At 46.6% G+C, this 26,161-nt stretch carries 30 protein-coding genes; 16 read left to right on the top strand and 14 right to left on the bottom strand.

Annotated features, from left to right (window positions below; all coding sequences use genetic code 11):
* Positions 1-10 precede the first annotated feature (10 nt).
* The 16 genes from BUB43_RS08880 to BUB43_RS08810 all read left to right on the top strand — a co-directional run bounded on the left by BUB43_RS08880 (position 11) and on the right by BUB43_RS08810 (position 8,746).
* Complete coding sequence (locus BUB43_RS08880; RefSeq protein ID WP_073180307.1) at positions 11-643, top strand: ERF family protein; 633 nt, start codon at positions 11-13, stop codon at positions 641-643.
* A gap of 21 nt (positions 644-664) precedes the next feature.
* Complete coding sequence (locus BUB43_RS08875; RefSeq protein WP_073180305.1) at positions 665-1,681, top strand: PD-(D/E)XK nuclease-like domain-containing protein; 1,017 nt, start codon at positions 665-667, stop codon at positions 1,679-1,681.
* 4 nt (positions 1,682-1,685) lie between these two features.
* Positions 1,686-2,096: a YopX family protein gene (locus BUB43_RS08870; RefSeq protein WP_073180303.1), complete on the top strand. Its 411-nt coding sequence runs from the start codon at positions 1,686-1,688 to the stop codon at positions 2,094-2,096.
* Positions 2,080-2,535, top strand: coding sequence for a hypothetical protein (locus BUB43_RS08865; RefSeq protein WP_073180301.1), 456 nt, complete (start codon positions 2,080-2,082; stop codon positions 2,533-2,535). Before BUB43_RS08870 ends, BUB43_RS08865 begins: the two co-directional genes overlap by 17 nt.
* Complete coding sequence (locus BUB43_RS08860; protein WP_073180300.1) at positions 2,516-2,782, top strand: hypothetical protein; 267 nt, start codon at positions 2,516-2,518, stop codon at positions 2,780-2,782. The genes BUB43_RS08865 and BUB43_RS08860 overlap by 20 nt, the downstream gene beginning before the upstream one ends.
* Before the next feature lie 43 nt (positions 2,783-2,825).
* Complete coding sequence (locus BUB43_RS11470) at positions 2,826-2,948, top strand: hypothetical protein (RefSeq protein WP_260200719.1); 123 nt, start codon at positions 2,826-2,828, stop codon at positions 2,946-2,948.
* The gene (locus BUB43_RS08855; RefSeq protein WP_073180298.1) at positions 2,933-3,649 is read left to right on the top strand and encodes a helix-turn-helix domain-containing protein; all 717 of its coding nucleotides are present in this window, start codon (positions 2,933-2,935) and stop codon (positions 3,647-3,649) included. The genes BUB43_RS11470 and BUB43_RS08855 overlap by 16 nt, the downstream gene beginning before the upstream one ends.
* The gene (locus tag BUB43_RS08850) at positions 3,637-3,903 is read left to right on the top strand and encodes a hypothetical protein (RefSeq protein ID WP_159430239.1); all 267 of its coding nucleotides are present in this window, start codon (positions 3,637-3,639) and stop codon (positions 3,901-3,903) included. Before BUB43_RS08855 ends, BUB43_RS08850 begins: the two co-directional genes overlap by 13 nt.
* Positions 3,900-4,997, top strand: coding sequence for a P-loop NTPase family protein (locus tag BUB43_RS08845; protein WP_073180294.1), 1,098 nt, complete (start codon positions 3,900-3,902; stop codon positions 4,995-4,997). Before BUB43_RS08850 ends, BUB43_RS08845 begins: the two co-directional genes overlap by 4 nt.
* Entirely contained in the window at positions 4,960-5,346 is a 387-nt protein-coding gene (locus BUB43_RS08840; protein WP_073180292.1) for a hypothetical protein, read from the top strand. The genes BUB43_RS08845 and BUB43_RS08840 overlap by 38 nt, the downstream gene beginning before the upstream one ends.
* Positions 5,347-5,538: 192 nt before the next feature.
* Positions 5,539-6,081, top strand: a complete 543-nt coding sequence (locus BUB43_RS08835; RefSeq protein ID WP_143154079.1) for a recombination protein NinG — start codon at positions 5,539-5,541, stop codon at positions 6,079-6,081.
* Positions 6,078-6,722 carry a DNA methyltransferase gene (locus tag BUB43_RS08830; RefSeq protein ID WP_073180288.1) on the top strand — a complete coding sequence of 215 codons (645 nt, stop codon included), beginning with the start codon at positions 6,078-6,080 and terminating at the stop codon, positions 6,720-6,722. Before BUB43_RS08835 ends, BUB43_RS08830 begins: the two co-directional genes overlap by 4 nt.
* An 11-nt stretch (positions 6,723-6,733) precedes the next feature.
* On the top strand, positions 6,734-7,444 hold the full coding sequence (locus BUB43_RS08825) for a hypothetical protein (RefSeq protein ID WP_073180286.1): 711 nt from the start codon (positions 6,734-6,736) through the stop codon (positions 7,442-7,444).
* A 94-nt stretch (positions 7,445-7,538) separates the two neighbouring features.
* Entirely contained in the window at positions 7,539-7,994 is a 456-nt protein-coding gene (locus BUB43_RS08820; protein WP_073180284.1) for a hypothetical protein, read from the top strand.
* A gap of 9 nt (positions 7,995-8,003) precedes the next feature.
* Positions 8,004-8,327 carry a hypothetical protein gene (locus tag BUB43_RS08815; RefSeq protein ID WP_073180282.1) on the top strand — a complete coding sequence of 108 codons (324 nt, stop codon included), beginning with the start codon at positions 8,004-8,006 and terminating at the stop codon, positions 8,325-8,327.
* Between the two features lie 17 nt (positions 8,328-8,344).
* Complete coding sequence (locus BUB43_RS08810; protein WP_073180280.1) at positions 8,345-8,746, top strand: hypothetical protein; 402 nt, start codon at positions 8,345-8,347, stop codon at positions 8,744-8,746.
* A 334-nt stretch (positions 8,747-9,080) separates the two neighbouring features.
* Here the strand turns inward: BUB43_RS08810 and BUB43_RS08805 are convergent, their stop codons facing one another.
* From BUB43_RS08805 to BUB43_RS08735, 14 genes are all read right to left on the bottom strand, one after another.
* Positions 9,081-9,701: a hypothetical protein gene (locus BUB43_RS08805; RefSeq protein WP_073180278.1), complete on the bottom strand. Its 621-nt coding sequence runs from the start codon at positions 9,699-9,701 to the stop codon at positions 9,081-9,083.
* Positions 9,698-10,114 carry a hypothetical protein gene (locus tag BUB43_RS08800; RefSeq protein ID WP_073180276.1) on the bottom strand — a complete coding sequence of 139 codons (417 nt, stop codon included), beginning with the start codon at positions 10,112-10,114 and terminating at the stop codon, positions 9,698-9,700. Before BUB43_RS08800 ends, BUB43_RS08805 begins: the two co-directional genes overlap by 4 nt.
* 57 nt (positions 10,115-10,171) lie before the next feature.
* A complete protein-coding gene (locus BUB43_RS08795) occupies positions 10,172-10,528 on the bottom strand; it encodes a hypothetical protein (protein ID WP_073180274.1) in 357 nt (118 codons plus the stop codon).
* 92 nt (positions 10,529-10,620) lie between these two features.
* The gene (locus BUB43_RS08790; protein WP_073180272.1) at positions 10,621-11,196 is read right to left on the bottom strand and encodes a hypothetical protein; all 576 of its coding nucleotides are present in this window, start codon (positions 11,194-11,196) and stop codon (positions 10,621-10,623) included.
* A 280-nt stretch (positions 11,197-11,476) separates the two neighbouring features.
* Positions 11,477-12,004: a TIGR02594 family protein gene (locus BUB43_RS08785; protein WP_073180270.1), complete on the bottom strand. Its 528-nt coding sequence runs from the start codon at positions 12,002-12,004 to the stop codon at positions 11,477-11,479.
* Positions 12,005-12,559, bottom strand: coding sequence for a UTRA domain-containing protein (locus BUB43_RS08780; protein ID WP_143154078.1), 555 nt, complete (start codon positions 12,557-12,559; stop codon positions 12,005-12,007). It lies immediately after the preceding gene.
* Between the two features lie 29 nt (positions 12,560-12,588).
* Positions 12,589-12,978, bottom strand: a complete 390-nt coding sequence (locus BUB43_RS08775) for a hypothetical protein (protein ID WP_143154077.1) — start codon at positions 12,976-12,978, stop codon at positions 12,589-12,591.
* Positions 12,978-13,229: a hypothetical protein gene (locus BUB43_RS08770; protein ID WP_073180264.1), complete on the bottom strand. Its 252-nt coding sequence runs from the start codon at positions 13,227-13,229 to the stop codon at positions 12,978-12,980. The genes BUB43_RS08775 and BUB43_RS08770 overlap by 1 nt, the downstream gene beginning before the upstream one ends.
* The gene (locus tag BUB43_RS08765; protein ID WP_073180262.1) at positions 13,226-16,567 is read right to left on the bottom strand and encodes a hypothetical protein; all 3,342 of its coding nucleotides are present in this window, start codon (positions 16,565-16,567) and stop codon (positions 13,226-13,228) included. The genes BUB43_RS08770 and BUB43_RS08765 overlap by 4 nt, the downstream gene beginning before the upstream one ends.
* Positions 16,564-17,454 (bottom strand): hypothetical protein, encoded by an 891-nt coding sequence (locus tag BUB43_RS08760; protein ID WP_073180261.1) that lies wholly within the window; start codon positions 17,452-17,454, stop codon positions 16,564-16,566. Before BUB43_RS08760 ends, BUB43_RS08765 begins: the two co-directional genes overlap by 4 nt.
* Before the next feature lie 14 nt (positions 17,455-17,468).
* Positions 17,469-20,795 (bottom strand): fibronectin type III domain-containing protein, encoded by a 3,327-nt coding sequence (locus BUB43_RS08755; RefSeq protein WP_073180259.1) that lies wholly within the window; start codon positions 20,793-20,795, stop codon positions 17,469-17,471.
* 52 nt (positions 20,796-20,847) lie between these two features.
* Complete coding sequence (locus BUB43_RS08750; RefSeq protein ID WP_073180257.1) at positions 20,848-21,345, bottom strand: hypothetical protein; 498 nt, start codon at positions 21,343-21,345, stop codon at positions 20,848-20,850.
* Positions 21,342-25,454 (bottom strand): tape measure protein, encoded by a 4,113-nt coding sequence (locus BUB43_RS08745; RefSeq protein WP_073180255.1) that lies wholly within the window; start codon positions 25,452-25,454, stop codon positions 21,342-21,344. Before BUB43_RS08745 ends, BUB43_RS08750 begins: the two co-directional genes overlap by 4 nt.
* Before the next feature lie 223 nt (positions 25,455-25,677).
* Positions 25,678-26,127 (bottom strand): hypothetical protein, encoded by a 450-nt coding sequence (locus tag BUB43_RS08735; protein WP_073180251.1) that lies wholly within the window; start codon positions 26,125-26,127, stop codon positions 25,678-25,680.
* Positions 26,128-26,161 lie beyond the last annotated feature (34 nt).

Raw genomic sequence — 26,161 nt, 5'->3', positions numbered from 1 at the left:
ATTTATAAAAATGGGCATTTACAAAAAGTTGCTGAAAATTCAGCAGGAGATTGAAAATCTCAGCAAGGATTCAAAGAGTTTCACTTACACATATGTAAGTGGCTCAAAAGTCTTGGAAGCAGTAAGACCGAGGATGAACGAACTCGGTTTACTTCTAAAGCAGGAAATTTTAGAGATTGAGAACGAAAGGCAGGATTACCAAAGCAAGAACGGGAGCAAGTCCGAGATACTGTCAAAGGTAATGATGCGCTTCACTTGGATTGACACGGAAACAGGAGAGAAGGATGAAAACCTTTTTGGAGCAAACGGGCAAAACGATTGGGAAAAAGGGCTTGGCAGTGCGCTAACCTATGCTGAAAGATACTTTCTGTTAAAGTACTTTCATATCCCGACCGATGAAGATGATATTGATAATTCTGCGAGGAAGCCACACGGAGAAGCCGCACCGATGCAAACCAATCAGAAAGCATCAAAACCCGAGAAAACCATTTGGCTGAATGAGAATGATGAGAATTGGAAGAAGATCGCAAGAAGGATAGAAAGCGGCGGAACGGTTACAATGAAAAACATTAGGAAGGATATGGGGCTTGGCGTAAGCAAGAAGATTGAGGAAAGACTGAAAGAACTATTTAACATCCAGTGATACAAAAAAAAGGAGATAACTATGGGAGCGACTAAAAACAAGGCTATTGAATTTGCCGAAGAAATGGCACAGAGCGAGGATTATGCCGTATTCTCGCAGGTTTTACAGAAGGAAGAATACTCACCTATGCAAACCGTGATAAGTGGATTAAAACAGCGGATGTTGCCGATGAGTTACAGTAAGTTGAAGCACCTGGATTCGCCAGTGAATTTCATTAACAACTTACTTAAGCCAGTGGAGCGGAACACAGCGATGACATTCGGAAGCGTTGTGGACTGCCTACTACTTGAGCCGCACAAGTTTGATAAGAAGTTTGCTATTGTGTCCGAAACGCCGACCACCGAAAACCAAAAGACTTTCGTTAATTATTTTCTAAACGAGACATCACCACTTGAAGCCTATGATGACAGATTTGAACAAGCTTTAAAAGCGAGTTACAAAAACGACGGGCGAAGATATGTCAAAGGGCTTCACGACTACCTGAACGCTATGGAAAGCGGCAAGGATGTGACTTCTCAGCAAATTTACGAGAAGGCTAAGGAAGTGTCAGACAACTTGGCAAACGCACCCGAAGTAGCAGATGAATTAGCGGTTTGCGATGCATTTCAGAAGTTCATAGAGTTTTCTTATCAGGGATGGACTTTCAGAGGAATTTTAGACACTTATTCGCCTGAGGTGCTTCACGATTTGAAGTTTTCCAACGACTGCAATCCTGAGAATTTCGGCAGGAGTATTGACAAGTTTGGCTATGATGTTCAGTTTGGATTATACCTCATAGGCTTAGAAATCTTGGGCTTAGCGGATAATCCGAAATTCAAATACATACTATTCGATGACAAATTCAATTACAGCGTATTAGAAGTAGGGGAGGATTACCTGAACTATGGAAAGCGGAAGGTAGAGAATTATGTAAAGCGGCTGAACAAGATGGTTGATGAGGATGCGTTCCGCAGGAGTTACGACTATTTCAAGAGCAAGAATGTAATCCACAAACCGAGATGGATTGCAGGATTGGATGAAGAAATCTTTAACGATTAGTACTATGAAAATGACAAATAGAGTATTCCGAGCCTATACCAAAGAATGTGAGGGCTTAGTACCGATAAAACTTTACGGCAGTCTGATTACTAAGAAAGACAAGGCTTTCATATCGTTCTTCAATCCTGAAAATTCACTGACCATCAGGGAAGTCATTCCTGAAACTGTATCTTTGAATACTGGCATATGTGATGAATCAGGTATGCAGATTTTTGAAGGCGATGAAGTTCTGATTTCCGTGCCAGTCCAAAACAAAGCCACTGTTTCCACGAAGGCAAATGTGGTATGGAGAAGAGGAGGATTCCATTACCTTTTGGAAAAAACGCAGACCTTGAACTCTCTTGATTCACTGCATCCCGATGTGAAAATCTTAGTTATCGGAAACATTCACGAGAGATATGGCGAAAACCATTGAGAGCAGGGTAGAGAACGGAAAACTGATGCTTAACAGAAGTATCTTCAAACAGGCTTTGCAGACTTTTGAAGGCAAGGAGATAAGTATAACGATTAGGCGAATTGCACCTACAAGGACACTGGCTCAGAACCGTTTCTACTGGGGAGTTATCATTCCGTTCTTTCAGGAGCTTTTCCTTCGGGAATGGCAGGAGTTTCACGACATTCAGCAGACACACAGAATCCTTTCCGCCTGGTGCGTTTATGAGGAGAGGGTAAACCCAGCGACTGGTGAAGTTGAAAAAATACCGAAAGGCACATCAGAGCTCACCACGATTGAATGGCTGGAATTTGAACGGAAAATGGCGCAAAAAGCGATGGACTACTTCGGCGAGGTGTTACCTATACCAAATGAGCAAACAAGTCTAAATTTCAACGAAAATGAAGAGAATAACGAGTAAATTAGCACACAATGCTATCAAGCCTGATAAGGCTACGATGCACAGAATGATAATGCAGGGATTGAACGACATCATCAAAGGCACGAGCAGACAGATTGCAGTCGCTGCGAATCTCCCCCACGATAAAGTCTGGAAGCGGCTTTCCGAATTGGAACGGCTTGGTAAGATAAGCCACACTGGATTAATGATGAGGGATGTAGAATCAGGCAGGTTGTGCGGAGTATGGAAAATTAACGAAAATTTTTAAACAAAAATATATCTGATAGATATAAAATTTTGCAATTTTGACAATGAAGATGTTCCACCATTATGACATCGTAAAAAATTCAGGAAACCCGATTGACTACAGGGAATGGTGGCTCTGTTTTCTTTCGGGATTTCCTTTTTCTGAAGAGTTATGGCAGGAAAATTAGTATTAGAAGCAAGGTTTTCGCAGGTTCCAAATGAATTGGTTCACAACAAGGACATCTCACTTAAGGCAAAAGGCGTGTATGCTTATATCAACAGTAAACCCGATGGATGGGAATTCTCTGTTGAGAAGATTGCGAGGGAAAACCGGGATGGCGTTGACTCGGTAAAGTCTGCAATAAAGGAACTTGAGCATCACGGATATTTAATCAGGAGAAAGTATCAGGATGAAAGAGGGTATTGGTGCATAGACTATATCCTGCTGATTAAGTCTGCAAATGACACCGCTGACGAATTGCCTGTTAAGGAAAATCCTTTAGTGGAAAATCCATTAAAGGAAAATCCTTCTAAGGAAAACCCACAAATAATAAAAAACAGTATTACAAAAACAGTATTAAATAAAACAATTAATATAAATAGCGACAATGATTTTGAGAAGGCATTGATTTCAGAAGGAGCGGATAAAATACTCGCAAAAGAATATATGACTGTTAGAAAGAAAACCAAAGGAGTAAGCACTCAGTCCGCTTTTAATAGTCTTTTAAGCGAGATTAAGAAATCAGGAATGACGATAAACGAAGTCTTAAAAATCTGTTCTGAGAATTCTTGGCGTGGCTTTAAGGCTTCTTGGATGAAGAATATAGAACGGAAAGAGAGCAAGACAACCGAGCTTAACTTTGACAAATGGAAAACTTGGAAAGATTAGTTATTGAAATAGCTGAGGAGATGAAAGACATTAATCTGCTATCAAACACCGAGATGAAAGAAGAGGATGTTTTGAAGTGGGCTTCCTGCATCGTGAAGTATTGCGATGGCGTAACACCAAGGATGGTTTCAAGCCTGATGAATAAATTCTTCACTGGAGTGACACCTTATTATCCGCAAAAGGCGGCGAGAAACTTCACGGAAAACCTCGCACCACAGAAATCAACAGTTTACAGAGGAGTTTTTGATGTATGAGTTTTCAGGCGATTAACGGGAATATTCAGCGCAGGATGCGTGAACTGCGTGAGAATGGAGAACTTGACCCAGTAACTTTCGGATTTAAGTCTTGGAATCAATACGACAAAGGAAGATTGTTGCAGGGAAGCAGGAAATGCACACTTATGATTGGTGGCGAGCCAAACCACGGAAAATCACAATTCTGTAACGAGTTGGTAATTCAGATGATTGAGAAGCATAATTTCAAAGTGGCATTATTCAGCACGGAATCAGGCGACATAGAGAAGGTGTTCACGCAATTCTGCGGCTACTACATCGGTAAGCCATACGCTAAGATACGGCCTGATGGGAAGCCTAATCCCTACGCAATGACCGATTCGGAAGCGGATGAAGCGGAGCACTTCCTGCTGGATAAACTTTACATATTCAGGCAAAACAGAAAGGATACCACATACAACACCTTGGACAACATCTATAAAGAGTTGTATGATGCTGAAAAAGCGTATGATATTCGGTTCGATAGCCTGGTGATTGACCCTGTGTATGATGTTCAGGATTTTGAGCCTAAGGCTGAAGAAGTGCTGAGGGTGTTGAACAGATTTAATCTTGAGGCGGAGGAAAACAATCGGTTTGACATAGCGGTAAACCATGTTTCCGAAACGGCGAAGTTTACAGATAAATCAGGCAAGCGCAAGAAACTAATTGCTCTTGCAGATGAATTTTATGGCGGTAAGAACAATAATCGCAAGGCTATGTTGCAAGTGCTTGTCCATAGACCAACGCCAACAGTGGATGAGGGAGGTAGGTGGATTGATGAGAGCGACAATAAGGAAGTGATCTTCCCAAACCAAACAGACATTCACATCTTAAAGATAAAGCCCGAGGGCATCGCCAAGTGGGGAAAATATGAGATATTCTACGACTGGCGGAGCAGAAGGTATTATGAGAAGGATGAACTTGGCGAGGCAATGTTTGCGGACTGCACAAAGTTTTACGGCAGGAAGCCAAATGTGGCGATAAACATTGAAGAGATAAGACCAACGCCTGAGCAGGCATTTGAAACTACAAACTATTATGAAACAGAAGGAGAACACGATGGTTTACCATTTTAAGAATTGGATGAAGGGGTGGGATGCGAGGATTGACACCTACGACAACCAAATTGAATTGCAGGGCAGGAAGGGCAAAATCCGTGAATGCTGGTCAGTTATTAATGACTTTCTAAATATGACTGATAGTAATGTGATGAAGGGCAAGGATGGAATTCAGGCAGGGAAGGCGCTCGTGGACAACCAAAACAAGAAGTGGTATAAAGCGTTGAGGGAAGTTTCCGACACGCTTACCGTTCTTGAATTTGAGATGGAAAAAATGATGGAGATGAACAGCAGGAAAACAGCAGAGATATACAGATTACGAAATGAAGTCGGCAGACTGCGAGAAACTGAGCAAAATTCTATTTAAAATTATATCTGATAGATATACATCCTCGGGCGGAAATAACGGGGTTTATGCGCCTGAATTGATGCGGGAGAGCGGAAAATCTTGGAAGGAAGTAAGGCGGGCGTTAAAGCCGCTTTATGAAGGCAAGGAAATCCGAGTGCGAGATGGCAGCAAGGGAAATCTATTTATGTTAAACAAACCAAAAGTAAGGACTTGAAGCCGAAAACCTGCAAAAGCTGCAAGAAAAAATTCACGCCAACCAGACCGCTGCAGTCTGTCTGCTCTCCTCGCTGCGCCATCGAATACGCCAACAGGAGAGAACAGGCTAAATTACGCAAGGAAGCGGCGCAAAATCGGAAGGAAATTAAAAAACAGAGGGAAGGGCTCAAAACACACAGAGAGTGGCTAAAAGAGCTGCAAACGGTATTCAACCGATTCATCAGGGAGCGGGACAAGGACAAGCCCTGCATCAGCTGCGGAAGGTCGATCGCGGGGAGGAAGTTTGACGCTGGGCATTACCGAAGCGTCGGCAGCGCACCACACCTTAGGTTTAACGAAGATAATGTTTGGGGGCAGTGCGTTCCCTGCAACCGAAACCTGCACGGAAACCTGATTGAATACCGCAAGGGATTGGTTGCGAGAATTGGGAAGGAGGCTGTGGAAAGGCTGGAAAACGACAACGGAAGCGGAAAATTGAGCATTCCAGAAATAAGAGACTTGATAAGGTTTTACAAGGACAAAACTAAATATTTATGAAAATTACCGATAAAATAACAATAACCAACGAGGATAACATGGCTTTAATGGCGCGCTATCCTGATAAGTATTTCGACTTAGCTATTGTGGATCCGCCTTATGGTATAAACGCGGCAAATATGACCATGGGAAGTGGTAATCATAAATTTATAAAGGGTAAATCTTGGGATTCAAATATTCCTAATGATGAATATTTTAATGAACTTTTCAGAGTTTCAAAAAATCAAATAATTTGGGGTGGAAATTACTTTCCATTGCCTCTTAATAATAATTGGATTATATGGGATAAATTAAACCCTAATAGGTCTTTTTCTGAAGCAGAAATGGCTTGGTGTTCAATAAAAAACAACACAAGAATTTTTAAACGATTAAGTACATTACCAGATATTGACGGGACAAAAAGGCATATCACCCAAAAACCCGTAGCACTTTACAAATGGCTTTTAGACAAATATGCAAAGCAAGGCGATAAAATACTTGATACTCACTTAGGTTCGGGAAGTATCGCTATCGCCTGCCACGATTACGGATTTGAATTGACAGGCTGCGAGCTGGACAAACACTATTACGATGCCGCTATTGCACGAATAAAAAGACACACCGCACAATTATCACTATTTAGACCACAGGATTTTTTTTAAAACCAACTAAAATGAACACGGAAAAACACTTTAAACTAACGGAGGAATCCATAGTGAACTCTATGGGGGTAAAATTATTCAGGATTCAAGCCACGAGAGATTCAATGTATGCAACCGAAGGAGAATTAGGGGGATGGGTTGAGAAAGAAACCAATCTATCAGGCAACGCTTGGGTCGGTGACAATGCACAAGTATTCGGTAATGCCCAAATTTTAAATAACGCATTGGTTACCGGGGATGCATTAGTTTATGGAAATGCATTAGTCTCTGGAGAAGCGTGGGTTTATGGAAGAGCACGAGTTTACGGCTACGCAAGGGTTTATGGAAACGCACATGTTTTTGGCAGTGCTTACGCTTTTGACCATGTAATTATTCAAGACGATGCCAAGGTCTTTGATCACGCTGTGGTTAGCGGTTATTCAAGAATCTTAGGAAACGCATGGGTTAATGGAGTTGCGAGTCTTCAAGTAATGTCGTGGATTTCGGGAAACGCCACAATTACATCCAACGATGACTTCTGCAGCTTCCAGAACTTCGGCTCGCACAATCGCACGACGACTTTCTTCAGGGAAGGTGGTGGCAACATAAAGGTCAACTGCGGATGCTTCACGGGTTCTATAGACGAGTTTGAAAAGGAAGTCAGAAAAACGCACGGCGACAATAAGCACGCAAAGGAATACCTCGCCATAATCGAAGTCGCTATAATCAAATTTGGTTTGTAAAAAATTGTAAATAAAAATGATCATCCAAGAAATCCCCTTCGCCTTTAGGGTAGTGGGTAGTTCACATTAACAAACAAAAATTAAATAAAATCAAATGTCAAAAACAGTAAAATTAGATTGGGAAGAAGCGAAAGAAATTGCTGATGTTCTTACAAACACAGAAAATCCAGATGAGGATTATGCTATTACAGAAAATGCACTTGATGAAAAATGGGGTATTGGTATCGATACTTTCCACGAAATAGTTGATGGTATTTTCAGAATGATTAATTTCGGGATTTCACCACTTACACAAACACCATTTGTTGGAATTTCAAAAGGTAATGAGTGGCTTGCAAAAAAAGAAGTCAATCAGCAATTCATTCACGCTTTAATTAATTGGGCAACGGAAGGCGAAGACATACCCGAAGGTAGTAAAGGATTTATGCGCACAATCATGAAAGGGGATGAACCTGAATTCGATATTCAGATTAGCCGTTCAAAAGTGACGAGGAAGGCTATTAATAGAGACCACAATGTGGAGAGAAAAACACTTGAAAATATTTTTTAAAAGTTAAAGATGACAAACCTAAAGGCATATTCAGAAAACCCTGGAGAATCCGTAGTATTCCATATGGACGAAAAGATTGTTAGTAAGAGAATTCGAGTGGCATTTGAACTTGGAAAAGATGTATTTGATCAAGGAGGTATCATAAAGGTACCGATCAAGGGAGCAGAATTCTCAGTATCGAACCAATCTGGTTTTCAGATATGGGTGACAGACGAAATCTATGCGGTAGTGGAACCTGGCAAAGTATTTTTCGAGTCAGGGGAATTGTTCACGGAACCTATGGGAGGTGAAAGGCTTGACAATTTTTTAAAAAATGGGAAGGAAGATAACTAAAAAAAATAAATAAAAAAATGCAAACACAAACAATTCTATACTACCACATTAATAGCGATGTAATCGCTTATAAGAAAGTTATTAATGACGACGGTTCTTGGTCTGAATATACCTATGACGACAAAGGAAACCGACTGACATATAAGGAGTCCAATGGCTATTGGGAAGAACGAACCTATGACGAGGAAGGAAATCTGCTGACTTTAAAAAATTCTGTTGGGTTTTGGGAAGAACGAACCTATGACGAGGAAGGAAATCTGCTGACTTTAAAAAATTCCAACGGCTATTGGAGTGAACGAACCTACGATAAGAGCGGAAATCAATTAACTTTCAAAAATTCTAATGGACGTTTTGAAATAAAAGGTAAAAGCGTATCCAAACAAGAATTTGAAGCGTTTGTGGATCATGCTGAAAAATAGTTATTGAGCAAAATCGATGAATTGGAAAAACAATTAAACGAACTTAAACAGCAGGTGGAAAACCAATAACCGAAGGATAACGCCACAGATGACTAAGGAAGGAAGGATTTTCGTGGAAGGACATAAAATTCTTCTGAAAAGAAAACAATCAAGGAAAGACTCCGAGCCGCTCTTCAGCCAAAGGCAGATTAAGTTGCGGCTTAAAACAAATAAGCATACCAAACCTTCCTTATCTCACCAAAATCCGTAAAATAAGCTTTTCTCGTTCGAAAAGCCGCGTGGGGATTCCCTGCGTGGCTTTTTATTTAAAAAGCGGCTACAAACCGTAACCGCTTTAATTTTTCGCACTCAATTCCCGCCGTATCTCTTCGTTTCGGGCAAAGGTTTCAATCTGCTGCCCTTTCGTCATTTCGTAGGTGATGAAAGTCTTGAAGAACACATTGCCTTCCACAGTTGCCACACCGAGAGCCACTCCATCCTTGCAACTTCCGTAAACTTCCTGCCAAGAAACCTCGCCTTCCTGCTTCGTTGCGATTTCATAGATGTAGTCGGGATTTCGGCGGAAATACTTGTAAATCAAGTTCTCCCTGCTCTCTTCCAGATTGCACCTTTGGCGGTATCGGCTGAAGAAGTGCGGCATAAAGAAGATACAGTGCATATGGTCGTCGAAATAGGTAGGCATCAATGCCCAGAAACCGCGCGGCGTATCAATCATCAAGACGAAGTGGATGCGGCTGTTCTTCCTATCCTTCTTCTTCCTCGCCTCGTAGATTAGCATCCAACGATTCCCGCCCTTGGTTTTCTTGTAGAAGCGCATAAAGAAAGGAAACTTGGAAGCCTTGATGACTGCTCGGCGATATTCCTTGTCCTTCAGTTCCGTGAAGACGGCAAGTTCCGGAAAATCCTTGTGGATTTCCGAAACCATCTCCGCCTCGCTCATCGTGCTGACAATCATCCGAACTGCTTTACAAAATCATCCAGCTTTCCGCCCGAGTTCCAGAATGCGTGGATTTCCAGAAGCAAGAAATACACCTGCGAGTTGGAGATGCCGCTTAGTTTCTCAATCAACTCCTCTTTCTCCGCACCGTGCCTGCTGATGCCGCTTTCGAAAAGCTCGAAATCTTCCAGCTGTTCAATAAGGAAATCCTTCTTGTAGATGAAGGCGGGCGTTAGCATCACACCGTTCTGGCTGTCCACCAGTGCGGTGATTTCTTCCTTACTGAATAATCCTTTCAACTCCTTCATCACCACTTTCCTAAGCCTACGGTGCGGCTCCAGGATGAGCTGAACGGCGGTGGTGAAGTTTTCAAAGTCCTTTGCCAGCTCCACGGAAGTGTTTTCCGAGAGCCTTACTGTTGTTGTTTTCATAATTTTTAAAATAAAAACCCCGCGCAAAACATTTCGTGATGCGCAGGGTGGGTTAAATTAATAATCTAATTCGTCGTCGAAGTTTCGACTTACCCAAAAATCTATGGACAAGTCTTTTTCTCTCACGGTTATCTGCTCTGGAAACATATAACCGGCTGGAGAAGTTACTTTAATATGTAATCTATCTCCAGAAAGTCTGATGTTTTTAACACCAGGTATATCGCTGTAATACCTGGATTGGGCGTAGTAGTCGCCCGAAACATAGCCTTTGCCGCAACCATCTAAAAGGTTGCATATCTCTTTGTAGAGAATTGGCAAATTCTCGTCTTTCAATTTTTTCTCGAGTTTGAAGATTTCGGCTTCAATCTCGTTTCTTTTCTCGGTTAACTGCTTAACCGTTTCTAAATTTTTCATTTTATTATTTTTGTGCCGCTTTTGCGGCGGTTAATGTTTTATTTTTGTGCCGTAAAGGCAGCCCTGCCGGCTGCAACCAGCAGGGCGTTTTTTTAATCTATCTTCCTTAAGGAATAGCTTTCCCAGGAAGAGCTATAAAAGGATTCCTCTATTTCATAGCCGTCCGCTGTATAACGGCGAAATCCGCCGCCTTCGCTCTCGAATTCCATATCTTCGATGGCTTGATTGAGCTTTTTTTCAAGCTCCTCATCATCCACGATCTCCCAACCAGTCCAGTAATCGGACTGATTATATTTTATGACAACCGTTTGCCAGTTGGAGCCATCCCAGTAGTTGAAACCCTCGCAGGTTTCTTCGTCTCTTTCATAATCTTCACCTTCTTCTGTTTCATCAACAACTTCATCGAAGGCTTTGTCCTCATATGCCAGGATAGCCTCGCCCATTCTGTATTCACGCTCTTCATACTGCTCGAGGTGAAAACTCTTAGCCACTTCGCAGGCTTTTTCTGTTAGAAGGTAAAGGCAGGCACCGGCGTCTTCCGGTGATACCCGCTGACCGTACTGGTCGTAAGTTTCTGAAACCCGTAGGGTTTCGATTCTGTCCGCGTCGATAGCGCGGAACACATTTTCTTCGCTGTCTTTGTTGATAAGGAATTTGTAATTGCTCATAACTTTTTGTTTTTGTGGGGCTGCGACCCCGGTTAATGTTTAATTTTAATGGTACAAAGATACAATGTATTATTTTAATATGCAAATTATATTACAATAATAATACAATATTATTTAATTTATAACCATTATAAATAACAAAAAAGCGGCTACCCGAGCCGCAACAGAAATGAAACATCTCATTTTACCGCGAGAGATTAGCGCGGGCTTCTTACACATATATGGATTTTCTTAACATAAGAATCCTGTCGTGTTAAGAAAATCGGTTTTTCTTAACGCATTACGCCTCGTTCGTGCTTATCTTTCCAGTAGGAGAAACATAGTACTTCCTTACCTCCTTCGGCTGCCCTATTTTCCACGGGCATCTGCGTACAGCGATGCAGCGAGATTTTGCAATCCTCGTAATGCACACCATATCGGATTGGTTTCCTCCCAGAACATGAAAGTAGTACGGATCTTCCCCCACATAGAAGCCTACATGCCCGCCGCCGTTGCGGCTGAATACCAGTATGTCCCCATACGCCGCTGTTAGAATCGATTCCCTGTTGCCGAATCTCATCCAGTTCTGCGCCCAGAGAGGCTTCTCCACCACGCTGTAGCCCGCCTGCTTGATGCAGTAGGCAACGAAGAGCCCGCACCACGGAATCTCGTCCGCAGTATATTCCTTCAGACCGAGCTCCTTAGCCCAGCCCATTATCACATTGTTGTGCGCCTTGCCTATAATTTCCTTCGTGCCGATGAATTGCTTGGCGATTTGCATCACCTTCGGCGCTTTTAGGTCTTTGATAAAATTGTACTTCTTGTCCATTTACAAATCGTTTATAATTTCAAACGCCTCGGGATCAATTCCTTTTTCCCTAAGGATTTCCGCCAAACTTAGCTTGGTCTTAAGTTTAGCGTTTTGGTAAAACTCCAGCCCGAATCCCTTCGCAGCGGGTGCTATGTACCCGTGCTGGCACCTGGCAACGATGAGCGCATCCCGCTTGTGTTCTTCTCCGTTCCAAACCACGCCCTCCACATAGTCGGGAATGATGGGAACGCCAACGGAATCCACTTCCAGTACCGCGTATCCCGCAGCCCTTACCAGCTCTATCGCCGCTTCAACTCCTCCTGAAACAGGCTCCGCCTCAATTTCGTTCTCTGCCTGTGTTTCCGCTTGCCCCCCCTTCTGCTCAAGGTAGTCATCCAAGCTTATCTGCTCCGCGGTTTTCAGCTTGCTGACCACGGCGTACTTCCATTCCCCATCACGCTGGTAGAAGCCAAACTGGGGGCTTCCAGCGTTCGGGTTTTCGATGCCCATGGCGGCAAAATATCTTGCGAGCTCCTCGCATCCAGCTATCCACCAGCCTTCTGTCTTTACCATAATCTGTCTTATTTTTTTTAAATGAAATTTCATAATGTAAACTCCTCGTCATCCTTCCTTGTGTAGCCAAACCGTCCGAGGAACACGCTGAGGCTCTCCCGAACGCATTCTATCACCATATTCTTCGCCTCCCTACTCATAAACAGCCAGTCGGTAACATCCTTCATCAAAATTACCAGCACCGCATAAGGCAATAGGAACATCCGTAAATTCCACTCGTTATACAGCGCAAACTCGTAAAGCGCCGTTGCGCAGATGGCGCTAAGCACGAAGTTCCCCAGCCAGTCTTTCAGCTCGGGATTCTTGACATCCTTCGTAGCGTAGGTAAGGTACATCCTGTACAAATACGCCAACAGCGATAGGATAACGATAGCCCAGTCGTGATGAGTCCACGGGCTCGTGAATAAGCCATCTTCCATTACTTTCTGTTTGCTCTTTCCCTTTTTATCTTGCGCAGCCTCATACAGCGCAGATGCTCGTTAAACTTCCTCCTGCCGTGTGCGTATATTATGTGTATCCCCTTCATCAGCAGCATAAGGCAGCCGCCGTAGAAGAGGAACCAGCCCACCGTGCCTTCCTGCAGCCAGATGCCGTAGCCCAGCGGTGCGGCAATCGTCATCGCCGTTAGCGATACAGCCATCATCAGCACTCCTTCCAATAAGTTTTTCATTTTATCTGAACTATTTTGCTTTCCATAATCTTCCCATTCTCAATCCTGTAAACTTCAACTGAGAAATTATAACCATCTCCCTCCAGGTAGAATATCTGTTTGTAGAGAGCAAAGACGCCGCTCGTTCCCTGCCCAAGTTTATTCTTTTCATCGTAGTAACCAACATATTGTTGGTTTCCGGCACTTTCAAAATTATTCCCAGGATGGTAGTAGTAAATCGTTCTGTCCGTATTCAGGCTAACCTTTATAGCCCTCACATTTCCGCCTTCCTGATGCTCCCCTGAAAAAGCGTATTCCTCCTCCACATACTGCCTTATTTCGTTCGCCATCGCACCGTAATCCCCGATGCTGGAGTTTAACTTCCTCACACCTTGCGGTTGATACGATTCTGGAATGAAGTTTTGAAAGATGATGCCCTGCTGCCCGATTTCCGCCACCAATGTTCCGTTCTCGTTGTAGATGTTGAATACCGCCTTCCCATCCTTTTGCCCAATCTCGAATATCACCCTGCCCTGAGCGTCACGCACGCGCATAAAGCCATCTCTGTGAAGGCTTATCGGAGCGTTGTTCCTGTTCCCGAAGTTCGTACCGCCATAGAGGAAAACCGAGGATTGCGTGTTTCCCGTAATCCCAGCGTTCGCACCGAGCGTGTCGCCAAGAGAGAGCGTTCCAGTCGTTATCACATTGCCATCTATCGTCGTAAGTTCGTAGTCGGCATTGTTCTCTATGTCAATTATCCGCTGCTCCACCGCAGAGATAGCCGCATCCACATCCTCGGGCGCAGGAGTCCAGTCCGTAGCCTTCTGTCCCTTCTCCAACTTGATGTCCGCCACCGATATCCAAGCATTTCCGTTGGAATTAAAGCCCAGCCGTAGCTTCACCTTGTCGGTTGCGATGTTGAGCCTTACGACTACCTTGCGCCATTCATTTGTAAAAGGAATGTCAAAAAATTTGTGAGTAGTGCTCGGGTCGCTTTCCATAACGGCGCATCCTGATTTTAAAAACGCACCATCGCTCTTTACCCAGAAACTCAGAGTGTACTCGCCTGGCTCAACATCTATGAAATGTTTGAAATACAGGTAGTTTTCCCCAGCGTCAGAGAAATAGTTCAGCGCGTTCTTCTTTGCTGGCGTAGGCACTCCCCATATATCCCTTGGCGCAATCGTTATCGTTCCCCTGTTACTCTCAAATTCCCAATAACCCTTCTCAAAGCGTGAGTCCCTGATGTAGTTCCTGCCGCCAATCTGCAGGTTCTCCACATCGGGCGCATCGCTGATGTTCGCATAGCCGGAGCTTCCCGAGGCAAACCTTATCCGCCCCGATATCTCGCCAGTGTTCAGGTTGAAGGTCGTAGCGCCATCGTTGGAGGATATTATCCCCGTCCTAATCAGCCCGCCCGTGATGGTCGTCATCCCGATGGTAGGAACGAAAACCCTGTAACCCTCAATCACGGAGGATAGGATGCCTAATAGGAAATAATAGTCGCTCGGCTTAGAATCAAACGCTATCTTCTCTGCCGTGAAGTGGAGAACAGCCTTGCTTCCCGACTTGCCCGCCTTCCCGTACACATACAGCGTTCCTCCGCTAATCGTTTGCTCGCCCTCAGCGATAGTCCATACCTTGTCCATCGTCTGTGAGTAAATCTGGCAGTTGTTCCAAGCCACCCTGTCAGGATCGTTACCCACATTAGTCCTAAGGATCAGGGATGTAGATAGCTGCTGCGACTGCGCACCCACCGAGAGCATAGATGTTTCAATGCTCAGCGGTCTTATATTGTCGGGGTCAAAGTAGCCATCCGTGTCAAAGATGCTATCCTGCAATTCCTTGTTTAATCGGTATCCGAGCCGAGAAGTGCTCGCCAATCCCAGCCTTACATTGTTGACCACGCTCCTGATGTCCTGCATCTCCAGCACCATCTGCGAAGCATAGCTGACCTCGTAAGAATCTGCGATGACGATTTTATAGTCAAAGTCCGTTCTCTCGCCATCCTTGATGAACTCCCTCGTTATCTGGTTTATCCGCAACACCTTGTCAATTCCCAACGCGGAATCCCTCACATTCAGCAAGTCGCCAATCTCAGGCAGCTTGTTAAGCAATTTAAGGTAGGATGCATCAATCTGCAAGTCGTACGAAACTTTTGCCTGCTTCATCAGGTTGAACTGCTCCTTCGCCTTCCGCAACAGCTCCGCCTCTGCGTTCGTGATGTAGGTTTCGGGCATCACGATGTCCAAAAGCACATACTCGTCGCCCACCGAAAACTGAAACGCCGCACTGTCCTTGTCAGGAAACTCCCTGCCCTGCTCGTTGTGGAAAGGTATCAGCGTGAACTCCTTCGCATCGTGGTCATACTTGTGGATTTCAAACTCGTATCCCGCCAAATTCCCCGTGTTGAAGTGCATCTTGGCAGTCTGCCCCGCCACGAGGTACTTCGTGCTTCCATCGGCTTCCTTTGCGTTCAAGTCAAAGTCCATGGAGGCATCCGCAATCTTCGTCAGTCCGTTTACCGCCGTTATCTTGCCAGTCCTCTTGGGATAGACTTCCTCAAAATTAATCGAGCCTTCCTTCAGCCCGTTAGCCGCTATCATCTCCGCATCCTCCAGATAGGAATTATCACTTATTTGTAACCGCTTGGCGAAGTTTCGGTAACCCGCTGGGATGTTCTCAGAGCCGCCGTAAGCATACAGACGGTTGATGATTTGCTGCTCGTCAACGCTTCTGCGTGTGAGTTGGTAAAGCCCTTTCCCTTTGCCGTATTCAAAAGGTATCGGCAGGGTGGAGCCGAACTGCCCAGTGTGGATTTTAAACCGCCCATCCTCCCGCTTTATCCAGAATTCAACCTTGTATTCATTGCAAATCTTCTGCAAAGCGGAAAGGCACGAATCATCGCTGAAGTTTATCGTCTTGGTCTCGGTATCCTGCGGAATACTTCCCACCTCCCAGTTTCCGCCGAAGCGCAGCATATTGTTCTTCACGACCGTTAGGAATAATTCCAAGTCGCCGATTATCGGGAATTCCAAGTCGCTCTTCCAGCCGTTGCCATCGGAGTTGAAGAACTTGCAGCGCAATAAGTCAAACATCACGCCCTGACCCACGATGGTGTAGTCGTATTCAAAACTGCTGTTCTTTTGAACGGTAGGCTCCTGGTTTATCCTGTAGACTTCCCCGAATACCTCGAAGGTATCGTTCACCTTCACATCCAGCACCGACTTGGAAGCCACGCGGAGCGTAACGGAGTCATCGGACAATATCGCCCTGTTCTGCGATGCCGATACCACGGTGCTGCTGCCCCTCTTTACGAGATTCAAGTGGTTTTGCCCGTTCCTCCTTATCCACATCATCCCACGAATGTTTCCGTTTCCTCCACGAATGAGCCGTTCTCTGGAAGCCAGCCCCTTACATAGCTCAGCGAGGTGATTTCAAAGACATAGTGCTTCCCGGGGGTAGGGGGGATGGACTTGTTCTGCACGGGGTCGAAAACCATCACATCGCCATCCGTTTCCAGGGTGTAGCCGTCCAATTTCTTAAACCTGCCGTCCCCAACCTTCTTCCCGTTGTCGTAGAGCTGCCAGATGCCGTAGCCGCTGATTTCCTCGTTGTCCTTCTTCTGAAGTATCACGCGCATCTTGTTGCCCACCCGCTGGAATTCCAAGTTCGGGTAACGGTACCTTCCCTCTATCTTCACCGTGGTGGTGTAGGAGAGATCCGAGCCATCGTTGAAGACCATACCCAGCGTAAGCGGCTGTTCGTTAGCCTCCATTATCTCCCCTTGGTACTTGTAGGTAAAGCCGCCCTCCACCTGCGCATAGCTGTCCCTCACCAGCTCCATCTTGCTCCTGCCTATGAACAAGGATGTGGCAGACACGCCCAGCCTGCCCTCGCTTCCCTTCACGGTCACGGTTATCACATTGGTTTCGTTCTTCCTTAGCGGGTTCTGGGATTCTATGCCCGCAATGTAGGAGCCGTTCTGCGCCGTGGCGAGCTGCCCGCTTAGCGAGATGCCAGCGCCAGCGTTCGGCTGCGGGCTTGGGTTCGGCTGCGGAGTAGGGTTGCTCGGGCTTGGGTTCTGGTTTCCTCCCGTGTTTCCGCCCGTGCTCGGCACGCCGCCATCTATAAGGTATACGATGTTCAGCAGGATTTCCCGCATCGGTGCCGCCTTCAGCCTCGCCCCGCTCACCACGGTGCTGCTGATGTGCGCTATTAGTTCGTTCTTGCTTAGTGTTGCCATATTGTTTTTTTTGTTTAAAATTCTATCATCCCCGCCAAAATCATCGGCGTGTCAAACCGCTGCGTGTTGGCGTTGGTTATCACGAAGCCATCCGCAAAGCCGTATGCCTTCGTCTGCGAGTCCCCGCCGTTCGGGAAGAAGTCGTCCTCCCATACCCTGTGGAAGTTGTAGCCGTTCCAGCTGATGTCTATGCTCGGCTCTTGGAACGGGGATGCGCCCTGCTGCGCATTGTAAACTATAATCGGGGATTGCTCGTCAAACTTGGTGAACACTGGCACCACCGTGAGCGAGCCGTGGTGGTACACCATCGTTTCCCTCGGGTTGTTGCTTTCCTTACCCACGCGCTGCATCCTCGCCAATGTCGTGGGGTTCATATCGGCACCGAAGAGTACAGCGTCCTTTATCGGGAACACCGAGCACCACTGCTCGTAGCCTTCCGCTGGCTTGAGCTCCTTCTGGTATATCCTTCCCTTGTCGAAGTTGTAGTTCATTATGTTCCAGGTAGGCACGGGGTCTCTGTAGTTGTCCGTCCAGTAGATCTTCCCAGGGGTGGAGGATTCGGAGGAATCCCCGTTCACCATCCAGAGCCTGTCCCAGTAGGGATCGTAGGCGTATCCGTGGATGTGGAAGGCGTTCCCAAGCGGTATGTAGCCGCCGTACTCCTTTCCATCCCTGCGGACATCGAACACGGTGCTCCAAGTCTTCCCAGCGTCGAAGGTGGCGACGATGCGCCCGTGCCCCCTCGTGCCATCCAGGTCGCTCCTTCCCACGAAGTAGCCCCCGATGAACGCCATATCCCCGTAGGAATCTATCAGCCAGCCGTTCACGGTGCCGCCCATGGTGTCTGGGTGCTTATAGTGGTGTATGGTTTTTAGGTCCGCCTCCAGAACATAGGCGCTGCCGTATACGAAGAGGATAATCTTCCCGCCGCTAAGGCTCCGTATGCCCTCCGCGAATGGCAGCCCATCCACTACCGTGATGTCGCTGTCCAGTATCTCCGCCCACATCTCTGGCTTCCTTATCTTCTCTACCTTCCCGCTGCCTGCCGGCATCTGCACCGCACGCTGCATCATCTCCCTGAATTTTGCGTAAGGAATGTATCCCGTGCCTTTCTTCAGGTTGGTGAGCCAGATGTTCTTGTTGTCGTCAATATGTTTAAAAGCCCATCCGTGCGCATCAAAGTACACGGGCTTGAAGCCTCTCGGCTTCCTGTCGTTCAGCGTGCCGTTCAGCAGCTCGAAGTCGCCTGGATTTACAGTAGGCTTGCCAGTTATCTTTCGGAACCTGTTCACTCCCACGGAGAATTCTCCTTCCTGCCTCGCCTCTATGGCGTCCATAAGGCTGGTAAACACCTTCTTCGGTCGGGGAACGATGTTCATTATTTCGCTTGGTGGTACCTCCGTTACCGCCTCGTTCTTAATCCAGAACGGGCGAGGGGTGAGCCTGTAGGGATTGTCCCTGTCCTCCGCCACATCGGCAATCAGCGTAAGTTTGCTCATTTTGTCGTCCAGGGCGATGACTATCGGCGTCCACTGGTCTTTCACCACGGGGTAGAAGGCGTTGGCGGTGTCGTTGAATTGTACTCCGAAGTCCTTCCCAGTCTCGCTGAATACATCCACTCGGTAGTAGAATGTCTTCCCCGCCTCCAGCTTCATGCTGTAGAACGGGGTTCCCGTGATTCTGGTGGCGAGTTCCCCGCCGATGTACCTGGCTTCGTACAAGTCGCTGTCGGTGAATCTTCGGAAGATGTTTCTCTCCCTGTCAATATCGTACACTGGCTCGGGGTTGTAGCTTACCGCCTCCCTGCCGTTCGTTGGCTCCTTGGTTATTATGATGTCCTTCAGGTAGCCGCCTCCTTCCTCGCCGAAGCAGTTAACTCGTATCATCTGGTGCTTATCCTTAGCGCCGATGCGGAAGGTATTGTCGCTGCCGAGCGCAATCCCCGTTGGCGTGGTGCCTGGCTGTATTACGGGATTCCAATAGTCCGCACCCTTGTCGAAGATGAAAACGGTAACGCGGATGTTCTCGCCATCCACACGGAGATTGATCTCTTGGTCGAAGAGTGGCGATTCAAATTCTATATTTCCGCCTTCCTGCTGCCCGAAAGGTATCGTGCCATCGGGGTTTACTTTAAAAGTCCCCGAGAATCCGTGGTAGCGGCTGCTGCGCCAGCCAATCGGCGTGTAGTTCCGCATAGCCCCCGCTGGTATGTCCTTTGGTTTCGGCGCTGGCAGGAAGTTCCTGCGCTTGAGTGTCCGCGCCCTGAACTTCCCGATGGAGCGGACGCTCTCGCCTGAAGTGAATTCCACTTCCACCTCGTACTCGGTGTCGCTGTCAAGGTTGGAAATGCTGGCTCCGCCCGTGTTTCCGCGGCTGATTCGGGAGTAAACGGAGCCGTTTACCTTTATGGTGTAGCCGTCGTAATCGCTCTGGCTTTGCGGCGTCCAGTATACGGAGATGCTGGATTCCGTGGTCACCACGGTCATTCCGTTGTCCAGCTGTATCTCCGCCATCGTGGCGTACTCGTCCTCCTGCGGATTCGGTATGGCTGGCTCGGGATTGTTAGGTTTCGGCTCCGGGTCGGTAGGGAGCGGCTTTGGTGCTTCAGGCTGTGGGTTTGGCTGTGGTGCGGGGTACAGCTGGGTTATTTCCCGCTCCATGACATAGAAGTCCTCGAAGAAGAAGTCCTCGCCGTTGAAGTCGTACCCCAGGTACCTGCCGCCCCAGACGATGCTGGCGTTGGTTTCAAAGCGTCCTATATCTTCCATGTTTCCCATAATAATCACATATCCCGCGGGCATAGCAACATCAAGGCTCACATCCCCGCTGCCGTACTCGTATTCAAGGTTTGGGAATGAGATTTCCGTGTCATATTCGCTGGTGTAGCCCACCTTCAGCCTTCCGCCCCCGTGGAAGAGAACGACCTTCACGGGATTTGGCTCTATGAGCTTCAGTTGGAATGTGCCGACCATATCGCCATCCCTGAATCTCTTCTCCAGTTTGACTTCATCCTGCAGGTAGACGCAGTAAGCCAGTCCCTCGTAGCCGAATGGCTCCACGACCACCCTCGGGGTATCGGCCGTGTAGAACGACTGCCAGAATTCCGAGAACCCACTCTGTATGGTGCGCCAGTCCTTTCCCACGATGAAGCAGTCCAATACTATTTCCCGTGCCTCGTACCTCGGTCTGTCCAAATCCACTGAAATACCGTGATATTCCGCCCACTGGTAGGTTTTAGGCTGCCTGCGCTTCAGCCCGTCAATAAGCCCGCGGGATGCCGAAACATAAACCCCGAAGTCCTTGAAATTCCTGCCCTGAATACTGTACCTTACCTCGCTCATCCTTTTGCAAATTTCCCTATATCCTGCGCCTTCTGCGCTGTTTTATAAATAATTAGCCTTTAAAATCTGTTTTTGTAACGGAAACATTTCCGACCGTTTCAATCTCGCAGGAATCGGAATATTTGAACACCGAAACGAAGGAATCCTCCGATGCGATGATGTTCACCTTTGCGCTGTCCAGCACATTTATGAACACCTTTGCGTTTCCCTTAGTCCTGATGCTCACGATGGAGTTGTGCCGTGCGTACAGCTGCGCTACATTGTAGCCATCGGCGTAGAAGTCTGCGTGCGAGTTGCCGAGGAATGCGATGTTTCTCCTGTTGGCGATTACGCCCTCGTAGTCCACCAGTAACCCGTAAGGCTTTATGGCCCCCTTGTGCCTCCGTGCAAGCTCCAGGCGTGGAAAATCATTCTCCATCGCCCAATCGTCGCCCTCGAAGAACATTTCACAAAGCGCCCTGTAATCGCCTATTTTCAGCATCCTTTTATACCATTTGTCGCACAAGCCGTGTTTTATGGCTTCCAGCGCTATTTCCTTTCCAATTTTCATATCCCTGCCAGTCCTTGTTTCGTTTTTTGGTTTAGTTCCTTTAAATCCTTTCTTATTTCTATCAGGTTCCGTGTGTTGGCTTCAATCTGCGAGAGTTGCAGAAGCGAGCTTCTCATTACCTCAAGGCCGCTTACCTGATTCACCCTCATCGCGTTCATTTGCGCCTCAATCCCACCTGCAGTTTTCTCCGTTACGCCTTGGATGGCACCTTTCAAGCCTTGCAAGTTTCCATCCTCCAACCCCTGGAAAAGTTGCTGATAAGCCTCCAGAAAAGCCTGCTGCTGTTGACTGATTGCTACAACCTGGTTTTGAAATTCCTTTATCTGTTCTGGCGATAATCCCTTAAAGCTTCCTACGCCTTTCTCGTCAAAACCCATTTGGGATAGTAGGCTATCCAGCAATGGCTTCATCGCGGTTTCCAGTCTCATCTTCAGGGCGTTTTTAACAATATCTTTAATCATATTGTTAGCCACATCCCTCATATTTTTACTCGCATCCTCACCCCGTGAAAAAGCATCAACAAGCGCATCGCCCAATTTCGAAGCAGCATCCTTCGCGTCTGTCTGCAAGATGTTCCGCACGATGCTGTTCTGTATGTCCTCGATCTGCTTTTGCAATGAAAGAATCTGGGAGTCGTAATCATTGAGCTTATTTTTGTCCGTTTTCTTCTTTTCATCCTCTTTCTTGCGCATCTGCTGGACGACCTCCAATTGTTTCTGAAGATTCTTTATCTGCTCCTGCTGCGCTGCGTAAACATTACTGCCTAAAGCCCTCTCTACAGCGTGTCCAAGTGCCTCATACTCGGTCTTGAGCTTGTTCACTTCGATAGCCATCTGCTTTATCTGCCGCTCCTTCTTCTTCTCGCCGTTCAGAGCCTTTACAACAAGCCCTATGCTTTTGACGATAGAAAGCACCATTCCGACGACATCTCCGTTCATATAAGACTGGAATCCTTCGTCTAAAGATTCCATAATCCCGAATATGTCATCCATAGTGTTTTGAGCTGCTTCGGAAAGCCCTCCGAAAGCATCCGCCCACACATTTACCGCCTCCCTTGCTCGCTGTATCCACTTAGCAGTATTCTGCCACGCAAAGCCCATCTGTTGCAGGGATTCTGCCTGTGCCTGCTGTTTCTGGGAAAGGTTTTCCTGAGCGTTAGCCAACTTCCTGCTCGCTGAAACCGCCTGCTCGCTTTTGTTTCCGTAAGTTCCTACGGCTTTGTTATATTCTTCCTCAGCTTCCAGCAACTCCTGCTTAGCTTGTGCGGCTTCTTCGTTCGCTTTCGCATAGTTCCTTATACTATTTATTAGATTCCTGAAAGGATTCGCTGTTGCCTGCCGCTTTAAACGCTCTATAGCCCCGTTTAACTCCCGTATTTCCGATGGGCTTAGGTTTTCCTTATTTGCTCTTCTAAACTCCTCAAAACGCTTTATAAGCCGTTCAATTGCGTCCCTGCTGAGCCCTTCTAAATTCCCAAAAGCTAAAGACCAGTCGTTTGAAGCCTTCAACATCTCCGAAGCCAAAGCCCCTGCCTCCTTCTTGTAGGCTTCCTCAATCTTCGCTTTTTCCAAGTCGGTCTTAGCCATTGAGCGCATCCTCGCATACTTCTCATCCAGTGCCTTCTGCTTCTCAAGGAAAGTCTGTTGGTCTTTCAGCATTTGGTCATAGGCGTCCTGCTGCCGCCTTATCTCCTCCTCCTGAGCCTTGCGGAATATCTTGTCAGCCTCGTTCCTCTGGCTTTCCGTTGGTGCCTTCCCGTTGTATGTGGCGCTTTTCTTCAGCTCTTCCAACCTGCTTATAAGCTCCTCGCCCTCGAATTGCTTCTTCAGTTTCTCTATGCCTTCGTTGATGCCGTCAATGAATGTCTTGTTTCCCTGCCATTCATCTATAATGTCCTGAAGCCTTGCCAGTTCCTGCGCCGCCTGCGCCGTGCTTACATTTTCCAAACTCTTCTGCAAGTCCTTCAGGTAGGATTCAAAAGTTTTATCCTTCACTTCTGGAAACATCTCATCCACGGATTCCTTGGAATATCCCTGCTGCAAGAGCTTGTCCCTGACTTCTATCTGCCGCTTGGCTTCGTTTATCCTTTCCTCTAACGACTGGCTCTGGAGCCTTCTAATCTGCTCGTTTATCTCGGCAATCCTCTCGTATGCCCGCTGCATTGATATGACCTCGCCCGTAAGGTAGTGGTCGCCGTATTTGTCTTTTCCTCGGAGTTTTACCTTGTCGTCCACCGCCAAGTCCACAGCCTCCTGAATAAGCTGCGCACGCTCCTGTAATTCCTTGATAGAGCCCTTTGGGTAAATCTCTGCGAGCTGCCGCTCCGTCGTCCTCGCTGCGTTCTTGGTTTTCTCTTTGTTTTTTTCTACTGATGATTCTACGCTGTTTGTTATTGTGTCTGTTGATTTTGAAATGCTGTTTGCTACATCCTTTGCGTTCTTATCCACCCACTTATCTATTTTTTTGGACTGCTTTTTATAGGTTTCAATTTCAGCATCTGCTATACGGCTTAACTGAACATCGAATTTATCCGTGATACCAGCCCAAATGGAAGCGCCTGTAACTTTGCCATTCTTATCCCTGTAGGTGTTCGTATTGAGCATTGACCCCGCCGCTTCGGTAAGTTTGTAGTTACCTTTCTTATACTCTTCCTTCTTCAGTTCAAGTTCAGCGATTTTCTTATAATTATCCGCCTTGATATCAAGCATTGCTTTAGCCCTTGCTTCTCTATCAAGAGCATTTACATAATCATTGATTGCTGCAGTTGCTTTTCCTGTTCTGATTGCCTCAACGGAAAGTTGACTAAGTCTTCCATTTGAAATGGTATGAATTTGTTTTAAAAGCCTTTCCCTTTCTTCGTTTGTTGTGTTCTCAGACTTTATTGCTGTTACTAAGGATTCAATCTTAGCCTTTTGTTCCTCCGTAGTTTGTTTGGCTTCTGAAAGCCTTTTATTCATCCTTTCCTGCGCTTCTTCCGCAAGTGTAGCCTGAGTTGTGAAGTTATAGATAACATACAGCAGCCCAGCCAAGGCAGCCATAGCAAGAGCGTAAGGATTTGCCAATATTGTTGCGTTCAACGCTTTCTGCGCTTCCGTTGCTGCTATCTTTGCGCCAGTGCTAAGTTGCTGTACCGCCGTAAGTGATGCTTCCGATGTAGCAGCCACTTTCGCTGTTAAGCTCGTAACAATCAATGCTGCACGATAGGCACCATACGCAACCACAAGCCCCTCAATCACTTGAATTACGCCCTCATAATGCTCAACCAAGTATGTGACCTCCTCAATAGCATCATTCAGAATTCCTTCATTTGCTTCTCCAATCTTGTTCAGCATCTGATCCCAGGCATCTCCGAGGTTGGATATCCGACCGCTCAATGACGCCGACTGCTTCTCCATCAGGTTGAAGAACATCCCCCCCTCGTCGGTCATCGAGAAAAGCACATCCTTGACATCGTTGAAGCCAATCTTGCCCTCGGAAACCATCTTGCTGATTGCCGCCGTAGTGGTGTCAAACTTTTTGGCGAGTTCCGCCACCATGGGAATCCCCGCCTCGGTAAACTGCCTCAAGTCATCACCCATCAGCCTGCCCTTAGCCTTCACCTGCCCGTATACCAGGTTTATGCGCTCAATTGGCACGCTGAGTCCAGCGGCGATGTTCCCCATCCTCGTGAGAGTGTCCACGACTTCCTCGGCGGGCACCTGGAATGCAAGAAGCTGCTTAGCCCCGTTGGAAACATCCTGCAAGCTGAATGGCGTCTTGGCTGCCAACTGCACCATATCGTTCATTAGTGACTTAGCCTTTTCCCCTGAGCCGAGCATTGTTGCAAATGCTATCTCTGTCTTTTGAAACTCTCCACGGATGTTGATGACTTGGTCTGCAAACGATTTTAAAGCCGAAACGGAGAAGTAAGCGGCTAACCCTGCCTGCATCTTCTTCAAAGCACGATCCAATTCATTTGCGCCGCCTGCTGCGCTTCGGAAGGATTGGTCAATCTTAGATGCGTCCTTTTCCGTGTTGGAAGTCAATCTGCGGATGTCATCCTGAATTCTCTTAATCCCGGCTTCAAAGTCTTGCGTTTTTAGTAACGCTTCAAAATCTAAGGCACTCATCTTTTTAACTGTTGGTTGGTTTGCTCAACGAATTGCTTAAATTGGTCAGCTGTCTGCTCCGTTAGTTCTATCTCCTCTGCATTCTTCTTTACCTGCCTTGGTAAATCACTTAGTATTCTCATCACGATAGGGTAGGGGATACCCCATAAGGCTTCACGATAGGAAATATTCAACTCCTTCATCAGCATTCCAATCGTGCCATATATGCTTCGGAGCCCTTCGGTTACCCATCTATCAGCGGCTCCTTGCTCGTCCTCGGTGCCGTTATCGTTTCCGCCGTGAGCAATCTGATAGAGGTTATAAAATTTGTTAAGTCATACATCTGCAGGATTGCTACAGCGATAGCTAATATATCCTTCGGTTTTAGGTGTTTTTTAAGGTGATTTTCAAGCATTTTCCTGAAAAGCCTTATTTTTATATTACTACCCAATATTGCGCACGAAATAAAGGCTAAAATCGGCTGAATATTATTGTTTAGCTCCTCGTAGAGTGAATCGCCTTTATCAGTCATCAGATTAAACTTCATCTGCACCGCATACTTGTTGCAGTGGAGTATCGTTCCCAATGTTAGTGGCTTTATCGTGAATTCCCTTTTCCCCGCCTTAAACTTGAATCCGTTTTCAGTGAGCAGTTCCGCTTCTGATTTTTCCTGCCGTATCTGTTTCTCGTTCATAGAAAGAAAAACCGCCTCCGTAAATCAGGAAGCG

The sequence above is a fragment of the Cruoricaptor ignavus genome, assembly GCF_900141665.1.
Taxonomy (GTDB): domain Bacteria; phylum Bacteroidota; class Bacteroidia; order Flavobacteriales; family Weeksellaceae; genus Cruoricaptor; species Cruoricaptor ignavus.
Note: the sequence above shows the minus strand (reverse complement) of the source record. Positions and strands in the feature narration are given on the sequence as shown.

What these genes read in the sequence shown, in the direction of transcription:
- BUB43_RS08880 (WP_073180307.1), top strand. Translation starts at nt 11, where the DNA reads ATGGGCATTTACAAAAAGTTGCTGAAAATTCAGCAGGAGATTGAAAAT.
- BUB43_RS08875 (WP_073180305.1), top strand. Translation starts at nt 665, where the DNA reads ATGGGAGCGACTAAAAACAAGGCTATTGAATTTGCCGAAGAAATGGCA.
- BUB43_RS08870 (WP_073180303.1), top strand. Translation starts at nt 1,686, where the DNA reads ATGAAAATGACAAATAGAGTATTCCGAGCCTATACCAAAGAATGTGAG.
- BUB43_RS08865 (WP_073180301.1), top strand. Translation starts at nt 2,080, where the DNA reads ATGGCGAAAACCATTGAGAGCAGGGTAGAGAACGGAAAACTGATGCTT.
- BUB43_RS08860 (WP_073180300.1), top strand. Translation starts at nt 2,516, where the DNA reads ATGAAGAGAATAACGAGTAAATTAGCACACAATGCTATCAAGCCTGAT.
- BUB43_RS11470 (WP_260200719.1), top strand. Translation starts at nt 2,826, where the DNA reads ATGAAGATGTTCCACCATTATGACATCGTAAAAAATTCAGGAAACCCG.
- BUB43_RS08855 (WP_073180298.1), top strand. Translation starts at nt 2,933, where the DNA reads ATGGCAGGAAAATTAGTATTAGAAGCAAGGTTTTCGCAGGTTCCAAAT.
- BUB43_RS08845 (WP_073180294.1), top strand. Translation starts at nt 3,900, where the DNA reads ATGAGTTTTCAGGCGATTAACGGGAATATTCAGCGCAGGATGCGTGAA.
- BUB43_RS08840 (WP_073180292.1), top strand. Translation starts at nt 4,960, where the DNA reads ATGAAACAGAAGGAGAACACGATGGTTTACCATTTTAAGAATTGGATG.
- BUB43_RS08830 (WP_073180288.1), top strand. Translation starts at nt 6,078, where the DNA reads ATGAAAATTACCGATAAAATAACAATAACCAACGAGGATAACATGGCT.
- BUB43_RS08825 (WP_073180286.1), top strand. Translation starts at nt 6,734, where the DNA reads ATGAACACGGAAAAACACTTTAAACTAACGGAGGAATCCATAGTGAAC.
- BUB43_RS08820 (WP_073180284.1), top strand. Translation starts at nt 7,539, where the DNA reads ATGTCAAAAACAGTAAAATTAGATTGGGAAGAAGCGAAAGAAATTGCT.
- BUB43_RS08815 (WP_073180282.1), top strand. Translation starts at nt 8,004, where the DNA reads ATGACAAACCTAAAGGCATATTCAGAAAACCCTGGAGAATCCGTAGTA.
- BUB43_RS08810 (WP_073180280.1), top strand. Translation starts at nt 8,345, where the DNA reads ATGCAAACACAAACAATTCTATACTACCACATTAATAGCGATGTAATC.
- BUB43_RS08805 (WP_073180278.1), bottom strand. Translation starts at nt 9,701, where the DNA reads ATGATTGTCAGCACGATGAGCGAGGCGGAGATGGTTTCGGAAATCCAC.
- BUB43_RS08800 (WP_073180276.1), bottom strand. Translation starts at nt 10,114, where the DNA reads ATGAAAACAACAACAGTAAGGCTCTCGGAAAACACTTCCGTGGAGCTG.
- BUB43_RS08795 (WP_073180274.1), bottom strand. Translation starts at nt 10,528, where the DNA reads ATGAAAAATTTAGAAACGGTTAAGCAGTTAACCGAGAAAAGAAACGAG.
- BUB43_RS08790 (WP_073180272.1), bottom strand. Translation starts at nt 11,196, where the DNA reads ATGAGCAATTACAAATTCCTTATCAACAAAGACAGCGAAGAAAATGTG.
- BUB43_RS08785 (WP_073180270.1), bottom strand. Translation starts at nt 12,004, where the DNA reads ATGGACAAGAAGTACAATTTTATCAAAGACCTAAAAGCGCCGAAGGTG.
- BUB43_RS08780 (WP_143154078.1), bottom strand. Translation starts at nt 12,559, where the DNA reads ATGGTAAAGACAGAAGGCTGGTGGATAGCTGGATGCGAGGAGCTCGCA.
- BUB43_RS08775 (WP_143154077.1), bottom strand. Translation starts at nt 12,978, where the DNA reads ATGGAAGATGGCTTATTCACGAGCCCGTGGACTCATCACGACTGGGCT.
- BUB43_RS08770 (WP_073180264.1), bottom strand. Translation starts at nt 13,229, where the DNA reads ATGAAAAACTTATTGGAAGGAGTGCTGATGATGGCTGTATCGCTAACG.
- BUB43_RS08765 (WP_073180262.1), bottom strand. Translation starts at nt 16,567, where the DNA reads ATGATGTGGATAAGGAGGAACGGGCAAAACCACTTGAATCTCGTAAAG.
- BUB43_RS08760 (WP_073180261.1), bottom strand. Translation starts at nt 17,454, where the DNA reads ATGGCAACACTAAGCAAGAACGAACTAATAGCGCACATCAGCAGCACC.
- BUB43_RS08755 (WP_073180259.1), bottom strand. Translation starts at nt 20,795, where the DNA reads ATGAGCGAGGTAAGGTACAGTATTCAGGGCAGGAATTTCAAGGACTTC.
- BUB43_RS08750 (WP_073180257.1), bottom strand. Translation starts at nt 21,345, where the DNA reads ATGAAAATTGGAAAGGAAATAGCGCTGGAAGCCATAAAACACGGCTTG.
- BUB43_RS08745 (WP_073180255.1), bottom strand. Translation starts at nt 25,454, where the DNA reads ATGAGTGCCTTAGATTTTGAAGCGTTACTAAAAACGCAAGACTTTGAA.
- BUB43_RS08735 (WP_073180251.1), bottom strand. Translation starts at nt 26,127, where the DNA reads ATGAACGAGAAACAGATACGGCAGGAAAAATCAGAAGCGGAACTGCTC.